A 19,258-nucleotide genomic window follows, 5' to 3' on the forward strand; every position below is an offset into this window, starting at 1 on the left:
ATCTTCGCTTTCCCAATGACAATATCACTCGGTTTAACCTAGAAAAAAGCAGTTGAGTCCGTAACGAGCAAGTTAAGAGCGTTGAAAACGTTGTATTTTTAATATTTTTTGTCATGTACAAAGTAGTTTTGGTGAAAGCAGTAGCCACCACTACGGTGAGCTAAAAAAATAAGAAAATCCAGCTGATTTAGTGCTATTAGCTTGAGTAGTAGGGCTTTAATGCTTTTTCTAGGTTTAACTTCTAGGGGAGTTATTATCCCGACTATGTTGCCAGTCGGGATTAATTAAAATACTTGTAGGGATAGTAGATTGGAAGACTGTAGTGTTTGGAAGACTGTTTTTTTAAGAATTAGTTAATGTTTATTCATCCCAACTGAGCGTACCACCGGCTTGGTATTCAATGACTCGGGTTTCAAAGAAGTTTTTCTCTTTTTTGAGATCCATCATTTCACTCATCCAAGGGAATGGATTTTCAGCGCCAGGGTATTGCTCAGGAAGACCGATTTGTGCAAGACGACGATTGGCAATGAAATGCAAATATTCCTCAAACATATCGGCATTCATGCCTAAAATACCATGCGGCATGGTGTCTTTTGCATATTGATATTCAAGTTCTACGCCTTCGTTAATCAATTGCACTATTTCAGCTTTAAATTCAGGCGTCCATAAATGCGGATTTTCAATTTTAATCTGATTAATGACATCAATACCAAAATTCATGTGCATAGATTCATCACGTAAAATGTATTGGAATTGTTCTGACGTTCCAACCATTTTATTGCGACGACCCATTGAAAGTATTTGAGTAAACCCAACGTAGAAAAATATTCCTTCAAAGACGACGTAAAATGCGATTAAATCACGTAATAAGCGTTGATCATTTTCTGGTGTTCCGGTTTTAAACTCAGGATCCCCCAAACTTTGGGTAAAGGGTAAGGCCCAAGAAGCTTTAGTGGCCACCGATGGAATTTCTCGGTACATGTTAAATACTTCAGCCTCATCAAGTCCTAGACTTTCAATGACATATTGATAGGCATGGGTATGCAGCGCTTCCTCAAACGCTTGTCGCAATAAGTATTGGCGGCATTCTGGGTTTGTAATGTGCCGATACACAGCCAATACTAGATTATTGGCTACTAGTGAGTCCGCCGTTGAGAAAAATCCTAAGTTACGTTTAATAATCAGACGCTCATCTTCAGTTAAACCATTAGGATCATTCCACAAAGCTAAATCAGCGCTCATACTGATCTCATTAGGCATCCAATGGTTTGCGCAGCCCGTTAAGTACTTATCCCATGCCCAAGTGTACTTAAAAGGAACCAATTGGTTTAAGTCAGCACGACAATTAATGATTTTTTTATCATCAACATGGATACGGCTAGCACCCATTTCAAGTGATTCTAGGCCAGTAGCCCCAACAGATGGGGATTCTAATGATTGTAATTGTTCACTGGTCATACATATCTCCTTTATTGACACGCTTCGCAGTCAGGGTCGAGAATCGAACAAGCCTGCGGTTGCGGTTCTGAAAGTTTAACGGCATTTAAAGCACCATCCGTCACGGTTGATTTTTCTGCATTGCTAGCCCCAACACTACGTAAGTAATAGGTCGTTTTTAAACCACGTACCCAGGCCAGGCGATACAGTGAGTCAAGCTTTTTACCGGAGGGTTGCGCCATATAAATATTGAGTGATTGGGCCTGATCTAGCCATTTCTGTCTGCGAGATCCAGCTTCCACCAGCCAGGATGGGTCAATTTCAAACGCAGTGGCGTAGCGCGATTTTAACTCTTTAGGGATGCGGCTAATGGGTTGCACGCTGCCATTAAAGTATTTTAAGTCATTCACCATCACCTCATCCCATAAGCCAAGAGTTTTAAGATCCGCGACCAAGTAGGGGTTAACAACGGTAAATTCACCCGATAAATTGGACTTCACATATAGGTTTTGGTAAGTCGGTTCAATGGATTGAGAAACACCGCAAATATTGGAAATGGTTGCGGTAGGAGCAATAGCCATCACGTTGGAGTTGCGCATACCTTGTGTGCGTACTTTAACGCGTAATGACTCCCAATCCAATGTTTGTGAGCGATCTTGTTCTAAGTATTCGCCTCGTGCCTGTTGGAGTAGGTTAATGGAATCAATTGGCAATATTCCTTTGCTCCACAAAGATCCTTCGTAGCTGGAATAGCAACCCCGTTCTTTAGCCAGCTCACAAGAAGCCTCAATAGCGTAATAGCTAATCAACTCCATAGAGGTATCGGCGAAGTTGACCGCATCGTTAGAAGCATAATCAAGTTTTAGCTTATATAAGGCATCTTGAAACCCCATCAATCCTAAACCAATCGGACGATGCTTCAAGTTTGAGTTGCGAGCTTGTGGTACCGAATAGTAGTTAATGTCAATGACGTTATCCAGCATTCGTATCGCCGTTTTGATGGTGTCTTGTAATTTCTTCTGATCAAGCTTGCCTTCATTAATATGAGCGGGCAAATTAATGCTTCCCAAATTACAAACGGCTATTTCATCAATAGACGTATTCAATGTAATTTCAGTACACAAGTTGGAACTATGAATCACCCCTGTATGTTGCTGTGGTGAGCGCAGATTACAAGCATCTTTAAAGGTTAACCAGGGATGTCCTGTTTCAAACAACATGGATAACATTTTACGCCATAGTTTGATGGCGGCAACGGTTTTTACATTGCGGATTTTTCCTTGTTTCGCTTTCTCTTCATAATCAAGATAGAGCGCTTCAAACGATTTTCCAAAGGCGTCGTGTAATCCAGGAACTTCATCCGGTGAGAATAGTGTCCAGTCACTTTGTTCATGAACACGTTTTAAGAATAAGTCAGGAATCCATAACGCGGTGTTCATATCATGCGTACGGCGACGATCGTCCCCGGTATTTTTTCTTAACTCAAGAAACTCTTCCACATCACGGTGCCAGCATTCAAGATAAGCACAAACGGCACCTTTGCGTTTGCCACCTTGATTGACTGCGATAGCCGTCGCATCGGCTACGTTTAAAAAGGGAACAACGCCTTGTGATTTACCGTTCGTGCCTTTGATGTGGGATCCCATCGCACGAACCGGCGTCCAGTCATTGCCAAGGCCGCCAGCAAATTTGGACAGTAATGCATTGTCTCTAATTGCACCATAAATCCCATCGAGATCATCGGGTACGGTGGTTAAATAACAACTGGATAATTGAGGACGAACGGTTCCTGAATTAAACAAAGTAGGCGTCGACGCCATATAATCAAATGAGGATAGAAGCGTATAAAACTCAATGGCTTTATTTTCTTTATCTTCTTCACGGATGGCTAGCCCCATAGCGACGCGCATAAAAAAAGCTTGCGGCAGCTCATAACGTACGCCGTGTTCATGAATAAAATAACGATCGTATAATGTTTGTAGACTTAGGTAAGTAAATTTCATGTCACGTTCAGGAAATATTGCCTTCGCGAGCTTATCGAGATCAAAATCCTTAAGCTTCGGATCAAGCATGCCTTGTTCAATGCCTTGTGCGATATATTGCTTGAAATAAGCAGGGTAAAGCTTCGCCATTTCATCAAATGTTGCTTCTTCTCGCAGGTTTAATTTGCTTAACGCTTCGGTTCGCATACTATCTAATAACAAGCGAGCGCTTACGTAAGTATAATTTGGTTCTGTTTCCACCAGCGCACGAGCCGCCATAATTAGAGCTTTATGAACATCTTCTAAACTGGCTTTGTTATAAAGATTGCGCAAAGCGTCTTTGATGACAGGTTCGGCGTTTACATTAGCCAGATCACGGCAGGCTTCGTCTACGATGGTTTCTACCCGTTTCATATCCAACGGGACCAACTCGCCATCAGGCATTGTAATTAGCGGGACTTTATTATCAGTGGCCTGTTTTTTAAGTTGCTCTGAGCGCGCTTTTCGTCGTTCTTCACGATAAAGCACATAGGCACGTGCAACTTTATATTGACTGCTACGCATGAGCGCCAATTCAACTTGGTCTTGAACATCTTCAATATGAATGGTGCCACCACTGGGCAAGCGCCGCTTGAAAGCCTGAGTAATTTGCTTGGTTAAGTCATCAATTTGCTGATGAATACGATTAGATGCGGCGGCATTGCCACCTTCTACGGCTATGAAAGCTTTAGTAATGGCTACTTGTATTTTATTTTCATCATACTGAACGACTTTGCCATTGCGTTTGATGGTTTTTAAAATACCAGGCGCATTTGTATTCAATTCCAGTTGACTTTTTTGAGGTAATTCTTTTACCGGGTCGATAGTCTCTGACATGTTTCCTCCAAGGAAGATGAATATTGTCAACTACTTATGGCAATATTCCGGTAAGGTTGTTTTATGAAAACACAATATATAGTAATTGTTGCTGCTATATGTAACAAGATAATGTGTTTTGAAGAGAATTTCAATAGAATAACTATGAGAATATTCTGTGGATAAAATGTGATTTTAAATCATGAACGAGAATTTACTGAAGCTGGTTTTAAGTTTTTATTGTGGATAACTAAATTTCTCTGTATATGACAAAAAAATCTGTCATGTACAGACCCTAAGGCTTTTCATCTGGAAAATAGGTTTGATATAAATTTAGGTAATAATCATCATTTTCCAGATCGTAAATTTGTTGGGTAAACTGGTTTATTAAATCGTTGTTTTTAGGCAATGCAAAGATGCCCATACCTGCACCAACAATGGTTGGCTTAGCAATCATTTTAAATTGTCCGCTCCCGTTTTGTATCCAATAAATAGCAGTGGATTCATGAACGAATGCGGCTGAGATTTTTTTATTTGAAAGAGCATTTAAAATATCACCAATTCCATTAAAGCTGATAACGTCAACTTGGTCTAAATAGTTGGCCTTAAGATAGTTATAAAAAACCCCGCCATCTTGTTCACCATCCATAACGCCAACTTTTTTCCCTTTTAAGTCCTCTATCGTTTGTATTCCGCTCTGTTTTAAAACCATAAAAGAGCCGCGGCTTACAAGGTAGGGGGTGCTGGAAATATAGTTGGTTAAGCGATCTTTGGTAATGACTAGACCGCCAATTGCGACATCAATCGTTCCATTATCTAAAGCACCGAAGATTTTGTTTAAATCCATTGGTATTAGTTGACAATCATGATTTGTTTTACGGCATAAGGTCTGAATTAAAGCAACATCAAAGCCCTCTTCTAACGAAATCACGAAGGGGGGATAAAAGTATAATGTACCGACTTTGATAGTATCGGCGCTACTCAAAGAAGCATAAATGAGCAACAAAATTAAAATTAATTTTAAACGTTTCATTGTTATCGTTTATCCAGACATGAAAGGGTTATGTGATAATCATAGCTCACTTCTATAGATTTGTGCTTCGTATTTTAAGCGTTGATTTCCCAAATTGGCGAATAAATCGCTCTATCAACTTAATGCGTTCATCTATACCCGTAATCTTTCAAAATGCGTGTTTTTAGGCGCCTTTATTTTTTGTCCTGCCGCATTTTAAAAAGCGAGTAATGGCTCATTCCCTTGCGAGTTTTTTTAAAATGCGGCAGGGCGAAAAAGAAAAAGCATAAATCACGCATTTTGAAAGATTACGGGTATATATCACTATTTCCACGTTTGTCTAATAAACAGCACAGTAATGGAATGGCTATTCCCTTATACACAATCGATAACATCAGGATATTGATGTCCTTGGTAACGCACTTCCAATTTGTTCTATCCATGCTCAATGTTAACGATTGTCCGCTTAAGTCAAAACAATAAATGATCCAAGATGCTAAGGGCGTGAAATCAATCGTGACTTCCTTGAAAAACCGTCTAATGCGTTTGTAACGTGATTCTATGCTGGCAAGACTCGCAAAACCGCATGCTAATTCTGTTCAATTGATCGTTCTCACTTGGATGAGCGCAAACAACATCCCCTCTGTACATGACAAAAAAACCTGTCATGCACAGAGCAACATGCCAACAAAACAATGCATACGGCACTTGTTCCAGTTAAAATAGGCGTTTAACATTGCTGCAAGCTCACGGTTCTCCATAACAATACATCCTTTTCTTCGCAAAATAATAGGTATTTTGGTGAATTTGGTGGGCTGCTGCAAGCGCTAAGTTTATCTTTTAATCCTCTAAAAACCGGGCAAGGGCACGGGCACGTATTAGCTCAGTGGTTTTTTGTCCGGTACGAAGAGATTTGTGGGCAAAACAGTTGATTTCCATGCTTGGATCAAATCCAGAAATCCAGTGAAAAGTATGTCTTTGAAACGGTTAATTGGATACGTTCGATTTAAAGCGAGGCTTTATAACGATAGCATCACTAACACGAGAAAATCCATGCACGTCGACTGCAAACGAGTCTATGTTGGCCTTTAACTGACTTGAACTTCCGCCGTCTAAATTTAACGCATTGACGCAATTTAAAGGATCGGATTTCATGACTTGGGCCAATGTGGTGGTGCTCATGGGAGTATTATCCGTTACTAAGACAATCACTTTATCATCGGCGGTTATACCTAGGGCAGAGCGTTCGGCAACACCTGGTTTAAGCGATGGGATTTTGCCATCAATAATTAAGCGAGGCCCGCTTTGTAAAGCGAAATCTACCGTTTTGATGGGCGGGAATTGACGATGGGTTGCAATATAGGGTTTACCATCTTTGATATAAAAAATTCCCCACCAGCTGATCCGCTTTAGCGGATTTTGTTGTCCATGTCCACTAACGCGTAATCCTAAGGGGTGAAACTTACGGTCAAAAAACCCTCCATTCAGGGTAATCAAGGCATGGCTGTATTCGGAAAACTCATCGACTGAGGCATGTTGAAAGGATAATTCACTGGCTAAAACAAGATCAAGCTCATTTTGCTTGGGATCAATTCGAAATACATGAATATGAGCCCAGGGGTTAAGTAAACGTTCACCAAGATCACGATATTCAATGCCAGGAGCTACTTCACGCCAGTCATCGGCAAAAGCTCCCGTTGAACAAAACAGCAGTAGAATGGACAACACGAGGGTATTCAACCAGAAAATATTGCTTTTCAGACATTGTCCGCGAACAGTTTGCCTTAGCATGGTAATCTTGTATCCTTAGTCTCTAACTTATTATCCAATGGAATAACCATGGAAACATTAACGCAAAATAACAAGCCCTCCCTCCCTAAGTCAACTCATGAGTTAAAGCAACTAATGCACCTGGTGTTGCAAAAAGCAAAAGCGCTGGGCGCAACTGATGCGTCGGTGTCGCTGAATCATGATAGCGGTTTTTCAGTTGATGTAAGAATGGGGGAGGTAGAGACGGTCGAGTTTAGCGAAGATAAAGGCATTGGAGTAACCGTCTATCTAGATCGTCGAAAAGGTTCTGCCAGCAGCACAGATACTTCTGAGACGGCGATTGAAGCCATGGTTATGGCCGCTTATGATATTGCTAACGTCAGTGCAAAGGACCCTTGTTTTGGATTGGCTGATAAAGAACTTGTGAACAATGACTTGCCCGATTTGGACTTATTCCACCCTTGGACTTTAAAGCCGTACGATGCTATTGAAAAAGCCTTAGCATGTGAGCAAATGGCTTTAGCGAAGGATAAGCGCATAACAAATTCCGATGGCGTCAATTTGTCAACCTATGTATTCCACCATGGTTATGCTAACACGAATGGTTGTGAGGCAGTCGTTAGCAGTTCTCGTCACAGCGTCAGTTGCTCTTTGATTGCTAAACAAGGAGAAACGATGCAGCGGGATTATGAGTATACCACCGCCCGCGACCACGAAGACTTACTTGATCTCAAGCGGTTAGCTATCCACGCGGCTGACCGAACTACTAGCCGATTGGGAGCAAGAAAAATTAAGACTCAAAAAGCCCCAGTTATTTTTTCTTCCCGGCTGTCTCATGGATTATTTTCATCGTTTATAGCGGCGGTAAGTGGTTCTAATCTTTATCGTAAAAATTCTTTTCTTTTGAATGCTTTAGATCAAAAAATATTTCCAGACTATATCCGTATATACGAACAACCCCATTTACTAAAAGCCTTAGGAAGCTCACCCATTGATGGAGAGGGCGTTCCAACGCGCAACAATGTTATTGTTGATCGAGGCGTGTTACAACAATATGTATTAGGCAGTTATTCTGCTCGAAAACTAGGATTAAAAACAACCGCCAATAGTGATGGGGTTTTTAATCTAACGATTGATCCCACCACAGAAGGGTTACAGACGATTCTTAGCAAAATGGATAAAGGCTTACTGGTGACTGAATTAATGGGGCAAGGCATTAATATCCTAACTGGAGATTACTCCAGAGGAGCCAGTGGTTTCTGGGTGGAACACGGCAAAATTCAATATCCAGTAGAAGAAATCACAATCGCAGGTAATTTAAAAACCATGTTTCAAGCAATAGCCGAAGTGGGTGATGACATTAATCCGAATGTTTCAACCCGTTGTGGTTCGGTCTTGATTTCAGAGATGATGATCGCAGGTGATTAATTTTATACCCAATCAACTTCAAAATGCGACTTTTATGCTATCCATTGAAACGTCTAAAATATCGCATTTTGAAGATGATTGGGTATAGAACCATGATACCCGCGATTCTTCGCAGGCGCATGGTATGTTGGTTAATTCTTATCGCGAAAAATAATTCGTCCCTTGGTTAAATCATAAGGGGTTAATTCAACTTTTACTTTATCGCCAGTTAAGATACGAATGTAATTTTTGCGCATACGGCCTGAAATGTGTGCAGTGACAATGTGACCATTCTCCAGCTCAACACGAAACATCGTATTGGGAAGTGTGTCAATAACAGTACCTTGCATCTCTATATGATCTTCTTTGGCCATAGCTCTCCTAAAATATAAAAATATCAATCGATTTTAGCCTGAATCAGGGAAAATCGTTAGATTATGAATAAAAATTATTTATAAGGCGCAAATAGTGCCTTATTTTCGAAAAAATGGCAATCGCTCTAAGCGAATGACTGTGAAAGAATGTTCTCTAATTACTCATCAGATGTCGGATTCTCCCAGTTTCCTACGCGTGATGGCTTTTTAAGTGATTGCTTCAACAAGATCAAATAATCATGTCTTGAAATGATTTGTGCGCCTAAACTACACAAATGGTTCGTGGGTAATTGGCAATCAATAAAGTTAAAATGCCATGTTTTTAAAAGCTCGCTTAAATAATAAAACGCAAGTTTGGAAGCGTCTCGTACCTTGTGGAACATGGATTCACCAAAAAATACACCACCTAAACTTAAGCCATATAATCCTCCCACTAGTTTTGTTCCTTGCCAAACCTCAAACGAGTGCGCATATCCTAACGCATGAAGCTTGTTATAGGCGTTCATCATATCGGGGGTAATCCAGGTGTGACCTATACGTTCAGAGGTTGTGGCGCAGGCATAAATCACGGAGGAGAACGCAGTATCGACGGTAAAACGAAACGATTTATTTAAAGTTTTTTTTAAACTGCGAGACAATTTAAAAGAATTAGGAAATAAAATCATCCTGGGGTCGGGCGACCACCATAAAATAGGCTGGCCTGCCTCATACCACGGAAAAATACCAGAACGATATGCCTCTAAGATTCTGGATGGTGACAAATCACCACCCACGGCTACTAATCCATGCTCATCAAATTCTTCGGGATCAGGAAATGAAATAGCTTGCTTATTAAGAATAACAGGCTGAATATCATTCTCCAGTATCTAAAAATTTTTCGGCATCAAGGGCTGCCATACAACCAAATCCGGCTGAAGTAATGGCCTGACGATAGACATGGTCGGCCACATCTCCACAAGCAAATACACCAGGAATATTCGTTGCTGTAGCCATCCCTTCAAGACCAGTGCGAATTTGAATATACCCATTGTTCATGGTTAGCTGATTTTCAAAAATACCAGTATTGGGTGTATGACCAATGGCAATAAAAACTCCTTCTAGACTTTGTTCTTCTAACTGATCCGTTTTCAAGTTTCGAATACGAATACCTGTGACTTTCATATCATCCCCTAACACTTCTTCTAAGGTATGATTCCAGAGAATCGTCACATTGCCATGTTTTTCTTTTTCGAATAATTTGTCTTGAAGTATTTTTTCAGCTCGAAGTGAATCACGACGATGAATTAATGTAACCGATGCGGCTAGATTTGAAAGATACAAGGCTTCTTCAACTGCTGTATTGCCGCCACCGATCACGCAAACGCGTTTGTTGCGATAGAAAAAGCCATCGCAAGTTGCACAGGCAGAGACGCCTCTTCCTTGATAGGCTTTTTCTGAGGGTATGCCTAAATACTTCGCAGACGCGCCAGTTGCAATGATTAAACTGTCACAGGTGTAACGCTCTGTGTCACCTTGTAGTTCAAACGGTCTTTGCTGGAGATTTACTTTGACAATTTCATCGAAAATAATGTTGGTGTTAAAACGTTCCGCATGGGCTTGCATACGTTCCATTAAGGCGGGGCCTTGCAATCCTTCAACATCCCCTGGCCAGTTATCAACATCGGTTGTGGTGGTGAGTTGTCCACCGGGCTGCATACCGGTAATGACCACGGGGTGTAAATTAGCTCTGGCCGCATAAACAGCTGCGGTATAGCCGGCAGGCCCTGAACCTAGAATAATTAAACGGTGATGGTTTGTGTCACTCATGTTGTATACCTTTTGAAAAAATTTTACGGCTCATTCTCTCTTACAAGCTCCATCTCTGGATTTTTGCTTTGCTGCATCCGGGCTACTTAAAGTGTAAGCTTCTGTTCTGAAGGGTGTTGTCGCCCGGATGGAGGCATAGCCGGAATCCGAGAATAAACCCAAGATAGTCAATCTTCTGTGTTCACAGTTTTGTAGCCAGGATGCTGCGAAGCGGAATCCTGGAATACAGCCAGATACAAAGTTAACTGGGTTTTATGTTAAGATGACGATAGTATGATAAATCACGATGCATTAAAATACCTATGACTAATAAGAACAAGAACAAAAAGGCTAGTGACCCTAAAAGCGCAATGCCTCATTATCTAGTAAAACGCATCAGCGAAGGCAGTTTTATCCTGGTTCTAACTCTAGCGTTATATACACTGCTTTCTCTTATAACTTACCGTCAGAATGATCCAGGTTGGACGCACATGGGGCCGCATCCGTCTCATATAACAAACGCGGGCGGCCAGGTTGGCGCTTATATTTCCGATGGATTGTATTTTTGTTTTGGATACTTAGCGTATCTTATTCCACTTTGTTTCGCCTATGTTGGTTGGGTTATCTTAAAAGATCACCTCGCGCTAAGAAAGCTGAATAAGGCTATGCTCATGGTAAGAGCAGCCGGGCTTATTTTTTTATTATGTGGGGGGTGTGGACTTTTAGCGCTTGAGCTTAAAATCACGGCAAATGCTTTCGTCAATCATACCGGTGGAGTAGTGGGCGAGCTTATGGCATCTATGCTTCGTTCGGCGTTTAACCCCGAAGGTGCCACATTAATATTAATAGCGATGATCCTAGTCGGTGTTACTTGGTTAACGGGTCTTTCATGGGTGCTGATGACCGAGATGGTTGGACGATATACGCTTATTGTGATTCATTGGCTCGTTAAATCCGTGGCGATGGCCACGAACGCGTTATCTTTTCTTGGCAACAATGCAAAAGATAGGTTTAACCGCCCAACCCATACCCCTAATGTTTCAAAACCAATCATTCGAACACCGGAAAAAGCTCAATCTGAAGTCAAGCTAATCCAAGAATCAAAACTGGTGGAGTCTTCTCCTCCAGTTAAAGAAAAATCAGTTAAAAAGGTCGCGGTTATTCCTGGAATGCCGGCGTTAAGCCTTCTCAGCAAAGGTCAGCCTGGAAAACCAATGGGGGGTTATACGCACCAGGAATTAGAAACTCTGTCACGAGATGTAGAACAACATTTACTTGATTTTGGCATTCAAGCCGATGTGGTCTCCGTTCACCCCGGCCCTGTTATTACTCGCTTTGAGCTGCAATTGGCAGCCGGAGTTAAAGTCAGTAAATTAACGGCGCTTTCTAAAGACCTCGCCCGCTCTTTATCTGTAACAAGCGTGCGCGTGGTGGAAATTATTCCAGGAAAAACGGTAGTCGGACTTGAGTTGCCAAATCAGGATCGGGCCACCGTCTCTCTCTCAGAAGTACTGTCAGCAGACGTTTATCAAAAAGCACATTCATCGTTAACCTTAGCGCTAGGTGTGGATATTGCCGGTCATCCGATGGTGGTTGACTTGGCCAAAATGCCGCATTTATTAGTCGCAGGAACAACGGGATCAGGTAAATCCGTTGGAATTAATGCCATGATTTTAAGCCTGCTCTATAAGGCCTCCCCTGAGCAAGTTCGGTTAATTATGGTGGATCCTAAAATGTTGGAACTATCTGTTTATGATGGCATTCCTCATTTGCTCGCTCCGGTGGTCACAGACATGAAAGAAGCGGCCAGTGCATTGCGCTGGTGTGTAGGAGAAATGGAGCGGCGTTATCGCTTGATGGCTTCATTCGGGGTGCGTAACCTTGCTGGATTTAATAGTAAAGTCGCTGAAGCCAAAGCCAAAGGGCAGCCATTAGTTGACCCATTGTGGAAACCGAACAGCTCTGCAACAGAAGACAGTGCGCCAGAGTTAAATTCTCTGCCTTACATTGTCGTTGTGATTGACGAGCTAGCCGATATGATGATGGTGGTCGGCAAAAAGGTCGAGCAATTGATCGCACGGATTGCTCAAAAAGCACGTGCGGCTGGAATTCATTTAATTTTAGCCACGCAACGTCCATCCGTTGATGTTTTAACCGGTTTGATAAAATCTAATATTCCCACTCGAATTTCTTTCCAAGTCTCTTCAAAAATCGATTCAAGAACCATTTTAGATCAACAGGGGGCTGAGCAATTATTAGGTTATGGCGATATGTTGTTTCTAGCCCCAGGTACAGGTGCACCTCTACGTGTTCATGGGGCATTTGTCGATGATAAAGAAGTGCACCGCGTCGCGGATGATTGGAGGGCACGGGGTGTGCCGGAATACATCGATGAAATTACTCAGAACTCTGGTGATGGATTTGATGGTATTCCAGGAGAAGAAGGCCAAGATACGGAAGATGCCGATCCACTGTATGATCAAGCTGTAGAGTTCGTAATTGAAACGCGTAAGGCCAGTATCTCTGCTGTTCAAAGACGATTCAAAATTGGATATAATCGTGCAGCACGACTGGTGGAAGAAATGGAACGGGCCGGTCTCGTAGGTCCTTTAGAAGGGGGCTTCCGTGATGTTTTAGTCAATTCCATTGATGATTGAACCTGACGAATAGAATATTTTCCACTATAACATTTAAAGACAGATGATTCCCTAGGGCGTTTCATCAATTAGTTTTTCGAAGCGAAAATTGAGACGTTTTAGTTCAAATTTTAGCTTAAGTGAGGAGAATAGCCAGCTCTATTTAACGAACTCAAGCTGAAATTTGAGCAAATTGGCGCGGTTTGCAGCCGAAAATACTAATTGATGACACGCCCTAATAGAGAACGCAGAATATAGGATTTGAAATGATGCGAAAATTAATGCTCGCTGTACTTTTAATTGTGATGCAAAACGCATATTGCGAAGAAGCCAGTGCTATATTACAAAAAAAATTGAATGCAATTCAAACCATGAGCGCCTCGTTTAAACAAGTCGTCCAAGCTAAACAGCGCGAGCTTTCAAGCTCATCAGGCACGATGGCTTTATCTCGCCCAGGCCGCTTTAGATGGGATACGAAAGAACCCATGGCTCAACTGGTTGTCGCCGATGGCAATAAACTATGGATTTATGATAAAGAACTTGAGCAAGTGACCGTTAAAAAGCAACAAAAAGGAATTGGCGGTACAGCCGGTTTATTTTTGAGTGGTTATGACAATACCGTTGCCCGGGATTTTGAAGTCACTGAAAAGACGAAAGGCAATCAATCCCAGTTTGACTTGAAAGCAAAGTCCAATAAAGAAAATTTCCAACGCGTTAAGCTTACGTTTTCAGGTGAGCAACTTAAAACCATGGAAATGTTTGATCAACTCGGACAACACACGATCGTGCGTTTGAGTAATATTAAAATTAATCCTGGGTTAAAAACATCATTATTTAAATTTAAAGTTCCCAAGGGCGTAGACGTGGTTAGACAATGATATCGTCTTCTGACTCAAAGGGATTACCGCTAGCTGAACGGATGAGACCCACTCAAATTGAAGAAGTGCTAGGGCAGGATCACTTACTTGGACCAGATAAACCATTGCGTCTGGCCTTTGAATCTGGAAACCCGCATTCTATGATTTTATGGGGGCCTCCGGGTGTTGGTAAGACAACGCTTGCGCGACTGACTGCGAATGCATTTGACTGTGAATGGATATCGCTTTCGGCCGTTTTTTCTGGCGTAAAGGATATTCGTGCGGCGGTTGAATCTGCTCGTGCTTATCAAGCCAAAGGCCGTCATACGATTTTATTTATTGATGAGATTCACCGCTTTAATAAATCGCAACAAGATGCTCTATTACCTTACACTGAATCCGGGCTACTCACTTTCATTGGCGCAACCACTGAAAATCCCTCCTTTGAAGTGAACAACGCGTTACTCTCTCGTGCTCAAGTGTATGTACTCAAGCCATTAAATGATAACGCTTTAGCAGATTTAGGTAAGCGAGCATTGGGGCGTTATCTTCCTCATCTACAGATTGACCAAGATACCCAAAAGGCAATTGTTCATTACGCGGATGGCGATGCACGTCGTTTGTTGAATGTATTACAACAAATTAATGACGCTGCTGTTGCACACGGAAAGACCAGCGTCGATAAAGAGTTTGTATTAAATACCCTGAGCCATAGCGCGCGGCAGTTTGATAAGGGTGGGGATTATTTTTATGATCAAATTTCTGCCTTGCATAAATCGGTACGTGGTTCAAATCCTGATGCCGCCTTGTATTGGTTATGCAGAATGTTAGATGGAGGCGTTGATCCACGGTATTTAGCCCGCCGAATTATTCGGATGGCTTGGGAAGATATTGGATTGGCTGACCCCAGAGGCATGCAAATGGCGAACGATGCAGCAGAGACTTATGAACGTCTTGGATCACCAGAAGGTGAACTTGCGCTCGGTCAGGCAGTGATTTATCTTGCTGTTGCTGCGAAAAGTAATGCTGGATATAAAGCGTTTAACCAAGCCATGGCGTTCGTGAAACAAGATAAATCTAGAGCTGTCCCATTGCACCTTCGCAATGCGCCAACTGCTTTAATGAAAACATTAAAGCATGGTAAAGAATATCGTTATGCTCATGATGAGCCACACGGTTATGCAGCAGGGGTTAACTACTTTCCAGATGATCTGAAGCCGCCTCATTGGTACAAGCCTGTGGCTAGAGGATTAGAAGCCAAAATCGGTGAAAAAATGGATTTTTTGCGGAAATTAGATGAGCAAGAATAAAAAGAACATCCTATTATCGCTAATTAAAGCTTGCTGGATGTTTCTAGCGTTGGCGGTGATCTTACTTGCGATATTCTTTAGCTTATTTAGGGCGATGACTCCCTGGGCTGAACAATATAAAGGCGATATTGAACAGCACTTAACGAAATTAATTGGTCATCCGGTTCATATTCAATCTATGGAAACCAGCTGGTATTGGTTTGAGCCGGTTTTAAAACTCGATAAAGTCACCATCTCAGAGGCAGAACAGCCGGTTTTAAAGCTCGATAAACTGCTGGTTGGGATTAATCTTTTTAGCTCCTTATGGCACTGGCAGATTCAACCAGGTATTCTTTACATTGAAGATCTTAATCTTAATGTGCATGAAGTCAATCATCATTGGATTATTGATGGGTTAGGTCTTGGTCAACAAGCCGTGAATTTTGATTCAGATGGGGTTTTACCGGTACTCGCGTGGCTTTTAGCGCAACAAAAAATTATGTTAAACCACGTTTCAGCCCTTGTTCATCTTCAGGATGGTTCACTGCTTCCCATAACCGATTTATATCTAAATGTGGTTAATCGTTCTGGCCGTTATCGGGTCAAAGGAGGCGCAAGACTCTCTCAAACGAAACCTACCGAATTCACGTTGTTAGCGGATATGCAGGTCAATGCGTCTAATTTAAATCAGTCAAAAGGGGAGGTGTATATCTCTATTTCTGATTTTCTACCGTCGCAATGGCAGTATTTTATCCCACAACACACCTATCGTCTTGATGGCGGAGAAGGAGATATCGATCTTTGGATTGATTTTGCCAAAGGTCGAGTTCAACTGGTGCAGTCCGAGCTCCATGTTGATCACTTAGCATGGACCCAAACGTTAAAAAATCAAAGTCATTTTTTACAAACCCTACAGGCAAATCTCGCTTGGAAACCAATTGATGATGGTTGGCAGCTTGCTGGAGATAAAATTAAACTTAAATTGGCTGGTAAAGAGTGGCCTGAAAATAAATTGCTTGTCAAATATCGAACCTCCGTTAATGATATAAATCTATACCTTGAAACCATCGACATTGAATCTTTATTTAGCGCCGGAATCGATTGGCCTGCCTCTTTGAATACGCTGGCAAAAGTCCGACCCTTCGGCACGCTGCACGATAGTCAAATTCATTTTGTAAATCAGCAGGCAAATTTCTTTTTAACACGATTTAGCGATATAGGGATTAAAGGGACTAAGAACATACCGGGGGTGGATCATTTATCAGGAGTGCTCCATTGGCAACCTGATCAAGGTCGGCTGGAAATGGATTCCAATACGGTTTTTTTGCAGCCCTATAACAAGCCTCGTATACTTTTTTCAAAACTAAATACTGCAATAGACTGGAAACAACTGAGTCATGGATTGAGAGTCAGTTTAGACCGGTTTGTGTTAACTCGACCAGACTTGGTGATGAGCGCACAAGGGCAATTGGATGAGGCTCTATCCGAGCCAAAAATCAATTTGCAAGCCTTATTTTCCGCACAAAATGCCGAGCAATGGCTAACATATATCCCCCACGGCCATCTAAAAGATAAGCTTGAACACTGGTTGAAAAAAGACATTAAAAAAATAGGTAAAGCGACTGGGCGTATTACCATGAAAGGCGCATTGAAGGACTTTCCATTTGATAATACCGAAGGGGTTTTTACAATATCCTCTGCTTTAAACCAAGTTGATTTATATTTTAATGAACAATGGCCGCTTACCAAACACATTGACGCCTACTTAACAGTAAATAAACGTATTCTTACAACCGATATCGTTAAAGCCGACTTATCCGGAGTCCCCATTGAACACTTGAATTTAAGAATTGATGACATTGGGTTTGATCATGAAACGCTACTGATTCATAGTAAAAGTCAGGCGCCAGCAGAAGATTTAATGGCTTTCGTTCGTTCATCGCCATTAAACCAACGGCTTTCAAAGTTGAGTATGCTTGATTTAATGGGCCCTTTAGGCGTTGAATTAAGATTAGAAATCCCTTTATATCCTGGAAAAGAAGGTATTCTTGCCCGAGGCAGGTTAGCTTTTTTAGATAATAAAGCGGTGTTTCATCACCCAGCCGCTGATCTTGAATTAGATAAGATCACCGGTGAACTCGAATTTGATGAGCATCGCATCATCGATAGCGCAATCAAAGCCCGTTTAATGACAGATCCTGTTGACTTTCAAATCAAGTCCGTAAGAAGCACTAATCCTTATACTGAAGTTCGACTAAATGGTCATACCACCATAGAACTTCTTAACAATAAATTAAACTGGCCTATTTTTTCTTTGTTAAAAGGGCATTTAGATATTGCAGCCTTATTCACAATTACGGATGACCCGAATGATTTAGATCACATTGCATTGAAGACTTCCTTAAATGGCGTATCGATTGATTTACCGAAACCTTTCGGCAAGTCTGCTGCACAACAAGCGCCTTTAACGATCAATGTGGATTTTAACCCGGAAAAAGCACTGCATATTGATGTGGACTACAACAAACGTGCTGGAGCTAATTTGTGGTTTAATCGCAATAACAATGGTTTCGCGCTTCATCATGGTGAAATTAGGGTCGGCGATGGTCATGCTGTTAGGTCGAATAACAATGGGGTTCAAGTGGTTGGGACGTTGCCAGAATTTGATGTGAACGCTTGGTATAAAACATTGCAAAAAATTCCTACCGATCCTTCTGCTCCGAGCTTAATTGAGCGAATTAATTTCATAGACTTAGAATTAGAGTCAGTAAATACCTGGGGAAAGAATCTACAAAATTTTTACATTACAGCCAGCAAAGTCGATCGCAATGACTGGACAATTAAGTTAAAGCAGCCCTATTTCATGGCTAATTTGTTTTACCAGAACAATACGAATAGTTTAAGTGGTCATTTTGACTATCTGCATTTGCCAAAATTCAAAGAAAAAACAGAATCTAAGCCGCTTAACAAAATGAGTATTTTACCCGAACAAATACCGAATCTTAATTTAACCATTAATGATTTACAGGTGGGACAGTTAGACTTAGGAAATGTAATTATCAAAGCGAACAGCTATAAGAATCGCTGGAATCTTGAATATTGCAAATTAATTTCACCTGCTTATCAAGTGACGATTCAAGGGGATTGGACTGAAAACCATAGTCGCAGTAAAACGAGCATCAATGCAGGGTTAAAACTATCCGACTTAGCCAAAGCGCTTAAGCAATGGAATGCATCGCCAGCGGTTGAAGCCCAACAAGGAGAAATTCTATTTAAAGGGGGTTGGGATGCCCCGGCTTATGATATTTCATGGTCTAAACTCGCTGGTGACTTATCGATTCAGTTGCGTAACGGTCGTATTACTAAATTAAGTCCTGAAACCGAAGAAAAGATTGGTTTAGGGAAATTACTCAGCATTTTAAGCTTACAAACCATCCCTCGCCGTTTAACTCTAGATTTTAGTGATCTTGCGAAGGGGGGATATAGTTTCGATGTGTTTATGGGAAATTTTTCATTGAAGAATGGGGTTATGAATACCTCGGATAGCTATATTGATGGGCCAGTCGCCTATGCAAGCATAAAAGGAGAGTTGGACATTATCAAACAAATGTATGATCTCAACCTTCAAGTCATGCCCCATATTACGGCAAGCTTACCGGTTGTCGCTACCATCGCGGGTGGTCCTATTGCAGGAATTGCTACCTGGGTAGCCAGCAAAATAATAAATCATGGCATGCAAAAAATCAGCAGCTATACTTATAAAGTAACCGGATCATGGTTAGATCCAGTGGTGCAGCAAGTCAGTATTGAAAAACAAAAAAAGCAAGATTAGAACTGGTCAAAAGAATAAAATA

12 protein-coding genes and 1 pseudogene are annotated in these 19,258 nt (G+C 41.5%); 5 read left to right on the forward strand and 8 right to left on the reverse strand.

Annotation, left to right across the window (positions count from 1 at the left end; all coding sequences use genetic code 11):
- Positions 1-360: 360 nt before the first annotated feature.
- The 5 genes and pseudogenes from E1O47_RS01715 to E1O47_RS01730 all read right to left on the reverse strand — a co-directional run bounded on the left by E1O47_RS01715 (position 361) and on the right by E1O47_RS01730 (position 7,077).
- Positions 361-1,458: a ribonucleotide-diphosphate reductase subunit beta gene (locus E1O47_RS01715; protein WP_133129542.1), complete on the reverse strand. Its 1,098-nt coding sequence runs from the start codon at positions 1,456-1,458 to the stop codon at positions 361-363.
- Between the two features lie 11 nt (positions 1,459-1,469).
- The gene (locus E1O47_RS01720) at positions 1,470-4,295 is read right to left on the reverse strand and encodes a ribonucleoside-diphosphate reductase subunit alpha (protein ID WP_133129543.1); all 2,826 of its coding nucleotides are present in this window, start codon (positions 4,293-4,295) and stop codon (positions 1,470-1,472) included.
- A 274-nt stretch (positions 4,296-4,569) separates the two neighbouring features.
- On the reverse strand, positions 4,570-5,307 hold the full coding sequence (locus tag E1O47_RS01725) for a transporter substrate-binding domain-containing protein (RefSeq protein WP_133129544.1): 738 nt from the start codon (positions 5,305-5,307) through the stop codon (positions 4,570-4,572).
- A 299-nt stretch (positions 5,308-5,606) separates the two neighbouring features.
- Positions 5,607-6,047 (reverse strand): annotated as a pseudogene (locus tag E1O47_RS12465) (hypothetical protein); the annotation flags it as partial.
- Between the two features lie 226 nt (positions 6,048-6,273).
- Entirely contained in the window at positions 6,274-7,077 is an 804-nt protein-coding gene (locus E1O47_RS01730; RefSeq protein WP_133129545.1) for a phosphodiester glycosidase family protein, read from the reverse strand.
- A 48-nt stretch (positions 7,078-7,125) separates the two neighbouring features.
- On the opposite strand from E1O47_RS01730, the gene pmbA reads away from it, so the two are divergent.
- On the forward strand, positions 7,126-8,484 hold the full coding sequence (gene pmbA, locus E1O47_RS01735; protein ID WP_133129546.1) for a metalloprotease PmbA: 1,359 nt from the start codon (positions 7,126-7,128) through the stop codon (positions 8,482-8,484).
- Positions 8,485-8,615: 131 nt separating this feature from the next.
- Here pmbA and infA read toward each other — a convergent pair whose 3' ends face one another.
- From infA to trxB, 3 genes are all read right to left on the reverse strand, one after another.
- A complete protein-coding gene (infA, locus tag E1O47_RS01740) occupies positions 8,616-8,837 on the reverse strand; it encodes a translation initiation factor IF-1 (protein ID WP_025386155.1) in 222 nt (73 codons plus the stop codon).
- 158 nt (positions 8,838-8,995) lie between these two features.
- Positions 8,996-9,676 (reverse strand): leucyl/phenylalanyl-tRNA--protein transferase, encoded by a 681-nt coding sequence (gene aat, locus E1O47_RS01745; protein WP_133129547.1) that lies wholly within the window; start codon positions 9,674-9,676, stop codon positions 8,996-8,998.
- Between the two features lie 13 nt (positions 9,677-9,689).
- Positions 9,690-10,643, reverse strand: a complete 954-nt coding sequence (gene trxB / locus E1O47_RS01750) for a thioredoxin-disulfide reductase (RefSeq protein WP_133129548.1) — start codon at positions 10,641-10,643, stop codon at positions 9,690-9,692.
- Positions 10,644-10,945: 302 nt separating this feature from the next.
- Between trxB and E1O47_RS01755 the strand changes: the two genes are divergently transcribed.
- The 4 genes from E1O47_RS01755 (at position 10,946) to E1O47_RS01770 (ending at position 19,236) form a co-directional block, all read left to right on the forward strand.
- The gene (locus E1O47_RS01755; protein ID WP_133129549.1) at positions 10,946-13,279 is read left to right on the forward strand and encodes a DNA translocase FtsK; all 2,334 of its coding nucleotides are present in this window, start codon (positions 10,946-10,948) and stop codon (positions 13,277-13,279) included.
- A 248-nt stretch (positions 13,280-13,527) separates the two neighbouring features.
- Positions 13,528-14,136, forward strand: coding sequence for an outer membrane lipoprotein periplasmic chaperone LolA (gene lolA, locus E1O47_RS01760; protein ID WP_133129620.1), 609 nt, complete (start codon positions 13,528-13,530; stop codon positions 14,134-14,136).
- Positions 14,133-15,425 (forward strand): replication-associated recombination protein A, encoded by a 1,293-nt coding sequence (locus E1O47_RS01765; protein WP_133129550.1) that lies wholly within the window; start codon positions 14,133-14,135, stop codon positions 15,423-15,425. Before lolA ends, E1O47_RS01765 begins: the two co-directional genes overlap by 4 nt.
- Positions 15,412-19,236, forward strand: a complete 3,825-nt coding sequence (locus E1O47_RS01770; protein ID WP_133129551.1) for a YhdP family protein — start codon at positions 15,412-15,414, stop codon at positions 19,234-19,236. Before E1O47_RS01765 ends, E1O47_RS01770 begins: the two co-directional genes overlap by 14 nt.
- Positions 19,237-19,258 lie beyond the last annotated feature (22 nt).

The organism is Legionella yabuuchiae (assembly GCF_900640115.1).
GTDB lineage: Bacteria > Pseudomonadota > Gammaproteobacteria > Legionellales > Legionellaceae > Legionella_A > Legionella_A yabuuchiae.